Source organism: Mangrovimonas sp. TPBH4 (assembly GCF_001280505.1).
In the GTDB taxonomy this organism is placed as follows: Bacteria; Bacteroidota; Bacteroidia; order Flavobacteriales; family Flavobacteriaceae; genus Mangrovimonas_A.
The window spans coordinates 1-4194 of record NZ_LBIO01000019.1; the positions used below are offsets into that span (position 1 = coordinate 1).

1 protein-coding gene is annotated in these 4194 nt (G+C 40.1%); it reads right to left on the reverse strand.

Annotated elements, in window-relative coordinates; translation table 11 throughout:
- The coding region (locus ZA05_RS00470) for an HYR domain-containing protein (RefSeq protein WP_157514471.1) at positions 1–4194 on the reverse strand (4194 nt) is incomplete at both ends.

Below are 4194 nucleotides of genomic sequence, written 5' to 3' on the forward strand. Positions count from 1 at the left end.
TATGTCCCTTGTTGGTCCCTTTCAATGAATCCACTACTTGTAGGTTCCAAAATACTTTCATTTAATTGATTTGTATTATATCTCTTCTGTACCAATTGAGATTCACCAATAAGATCAATTTGTCCATTTAATTTCAAATAGTCGGTAATCCAAAGACCGTGACCTTCATTGGTTTCATCTTGAATACCAGAACTAGTAATAGTTAATTCTCCTGTGTTTACAAGTAATCCTAACAAAGTTAGATCTTGTGTATCGCTAATGACATTATGACTTGTTTTAACGATATTCCAATCAATAGGGGTTCCATTGATTCCAGTACTGTTTGGGTGATCCCATACACTCCAATTGATCCATGGTGAAGCGGTTGAATTATCCGTATTCCAGTTGCCTACTTTGGAAGTGATATAGGGTAGAGGTGCTGTTTGTTGCTGACTTGAAGTGATGTTTCTTAGTCTACCACTTACGCCTTTATAGGCTGCCAAATCGCCACATGTAAGATTCATTCGGTAGTAGCCATCTAAGTTGCTCCATAATAAGGGATCGTCATCTATACTGTCACTATTATAGTCTGGGCCATATATTTTGGTAGGAATTACGACACCTCCAACATCGGTATTTAATGCTTGGATTTCTTGGTTCATCATTTGTCTAACATGAACAACGGACAATGCTTTGTTCCATATTCTCAATTCATCAATCCAGCCATGATAGTAATTTGTAGGATCATTTGGACTTGCTTGATCCATAGCACCCAAAAGCGCATGTATGCTTCCTATTGTTGCATCAGGGGCAGTTCCACTTACAGCATTCATTTCAATTCCGTCCACATAAAGAGTGTAGGTCGAGCCATCAAAAGTAACGGCTATATGATACCATCTTGAGGTGTCAATCGTGTAGCTGCCAGTGGTCACAGAACCTGCTCCCGAAGCATTATACCAATTAAACCTCACTTGACCGTTTACAATGCTGATGTCATAGCCTTGGCTATTGTCGCTAAATTCTTTTCTGGAAAAAATAGAGCTGGTTCCACTTACAGTGTTTGGTTTTGCCCAAACTTCCAGACTGAATTCAGAATTTAAGTTGTAATTATTTCTGAAGGTTACATAATCATTGATACCATCGAAATCAACAGTTGGACAATCTTTTATTTCTACTGTAATTTCATCATAACAGCCATTTTCCAAAGTCCATCGAAGTGTGAATACTCCTGGATCTGCAGAAAAGATAGCATCAGGATTATTGTCGTCTGAAAATGCCCAGCTAGTTCCGCAGGAGTTGTAGCTTTCATTTGTAACAGTCCATTGGCCAGTCATTCCTGTTCCTAGGTAGTCAGTATCTCCGGCGGCTGTATCTGGCACTACATATAAATTGGTTTCCCAAGCACCTTTATTGAAATTTTGCACAGCAGTTTTTGTGTTGTCATACGCATTCAACTGAAGGGTATTTTCACCACATTCACTATTTAAAGGTGTATAATCCTTTCCTGCATACGCTAAGTTTGTATAAAAATCAACAAATTCTGTCCCTTCGTCGTTTTCTGTTCTACATCCATTGACTAAAGAGGTTACTCCATAAGTTCTTATTCCAGGTGTTACTGGCGTGATGGTTGCTTCGCTAGAAGTGGAAACAATGTTGTCGTCTTCGTCTGTCCATTCTATTTCTTCATCAACATAAGCAAAGGCAAAACCGACTTTGTCAATAGCCCAACCACTTGCAACATCATAGGTTGGATTATTATTGCAAGGATTGTCATCTGCTTTTGGGAAAATGACATCTTCACAAGTTGAAGTACTTCCATAAAAGGTAAATTTTACGCGCAAGCCAGACAACCCTGTATAGGCACCCAAGTCAATAGAAGCCGAAACCATTCTAGGGTTTGTAGTTGGTCTTTGACCGTTATTACAATTACCTCCAGCCTTTACTAATTCTACACCAGTTGTATTCCCTGAAGTAAAATCCAAGCCTTCAACAGTATTTAATACAACAGGATAGGAGTTCCCAGAATCAAAAGACAATTCGATCATTCCGTAACCGTCATTACAAAAATAAAAACTGGTATCAAAAGTTAGTAAGGCCTCGCTAGAGGTCATTCCGATCGTACTAAATACAGGGGTTTCTAGAGTAGTAATATTGCCAACTCCATGAGCTATAGCAAATTTTGTATTGTCCGTAGTGTCATAATTGATGTTACTAAATAATTGGTTGTTATTAGAATTGGTTTCCTTCCAAGTTTCTTCTGTTGTATTATTACCACTAGCTGGAAAAAATCCATCCAAGCCATCGACCCTCCATCCTTCAGGTTGCGCGTAGTTAAATTCACCGCCTTCTCCAAACTGGCCACTAGGCTGATCAAAGAAACTTTCTGCCGTAACCACAATAGATTCGTTTAGACAAATTATTGGTGGGTCTGGATTGATACCTGTAATAATTGGTGGTTCATCTGGAGGTAAAAATCTAATGTACACTTCCGCAGTAGTTTTGGTGGCTCCTGAATCAGGATCTGTAATTACCGCTCTAACAAAAGTATCATTGGTAATTCCCGAAAGGGATTGAGTCAAAGTTCCAGCCGAAGAAGAAATCGGGTCCCAATTTTCTCCATAGTCATAAGATACTTCCCAAAATAGTACATCCGTGGCTACCAAGGTATATGGTGAAATCCCTTGTAGGTTGAATGAAACAGTCACTCCGTCCAGTAATTCTCCAGGACATGCTGTAACTTCTACTAGTGGGCCAGGTGGTTGTGGATAGTCGGGTGTAGGAGCTGAAATCACACCAGTCATATAGGTGTTTAAGTTTTTGGGCGGCTCAACAGTTACAGTAGCAGTACATATAGATGTGTTTCCACTGAAATCAGTTACCGTTAATACAGTTTCCATATCGTATTGAAGTCCGTCTTCGGCCTCTTCAAATAAGCTTGGTTCAACGGTCATGGAAGCAATGCCGCAGTTGTCAAAAGATCCATTATCAATATTTGCAGCTTCAATAGTTGCTTCTCTGGTAATAGCATCCAAAACCACTACGAAATCATTACAGATGGCTGTTGGAGGTGTTACATCTTCTACATAAACGGTGGCAGTACAAGGTTCACTTACATTTCCTGCCTGATCACTGACTGTAAATGTTACCTCATTTGCTCCCACATTTGAGCAGTTGAAGGAACTTTGGGAAACCGAATAAAATAATGAATTGTTAGAACAATTATCTGTAGAACCATTGTCTAGGTCCGAAGCAAAAATGTTTACTACCCCATTGTTAGGTGTGGTACTTAAGCTAACAGTAATATCATGACAAACTGCGATAGGCGCTTCATTGTCTGAAGGAATCACTTGCAATGTACAAGTACTTGTTCTATTGGCGTCATCTGTTGCTGTTAAGGTAACCACAACAGCTCCAGAAATTACTGCTCCAGGCAATGGGTTTTGAGTGACTGTTACATTTGTATCGCAATTGTCTAAAGTCGATGCCATGGTTGTATAATCCGCGAGTGTAAATTGACAATTGTTTTCAAAAAAAACATTATCGTCAGAAGGACATACAATCTCAGGGTCTTCATCATCCACTATGGTAATGGTTTGGTTACATTGATTTGAATTTCCAGCGCTGTCCGTAGCAATCCAAGTTATTGTAGTGTCTCCAATAGGAAATACATAGGATGATGGAGTAATGGTTGTCCCTCCAATTTTAGCAATAACGGAGGCAACACCACAGTTGTCAGAAGTTGAGGGAGTACCTATAGAGGCTGAAGTAGTACAGTTCCCAGTGCCATCATTGCTAGTGCCAATTGTTAAGTTATTTGGGCAAGTTATTGAAGGTGCTTGAGTATCATTAACAGTTACATTAAATGAGCATGATGCGTTATTTCCAGAAGCATCAGTGATTGTATAGGTAACTGTTGTTGTTCCAACAGGAAATATATCTCCTGAAGCATGAGTACTTGAAATAGTGAAGCCAGTACAATTATCATTTCCTGTGGGGGCGGTCCAAGTGGCTGCTGCTCCACAAACGTTGGTATCATTGTTTAAGGTAATGTTTGAAGGGCAGGTGATTGTTGGAGTGATATTGTCCTGAACGGTCACAGTAGAGGAGCATGTTGAGACATTTCCATTGACGTCGGTTACGGTAAGTGTGACGGTGTTGCCGCCCACGCTCGAACAGTCGAAGGTACTGGGCGAAACGCTCATTGAGGCGATCCCG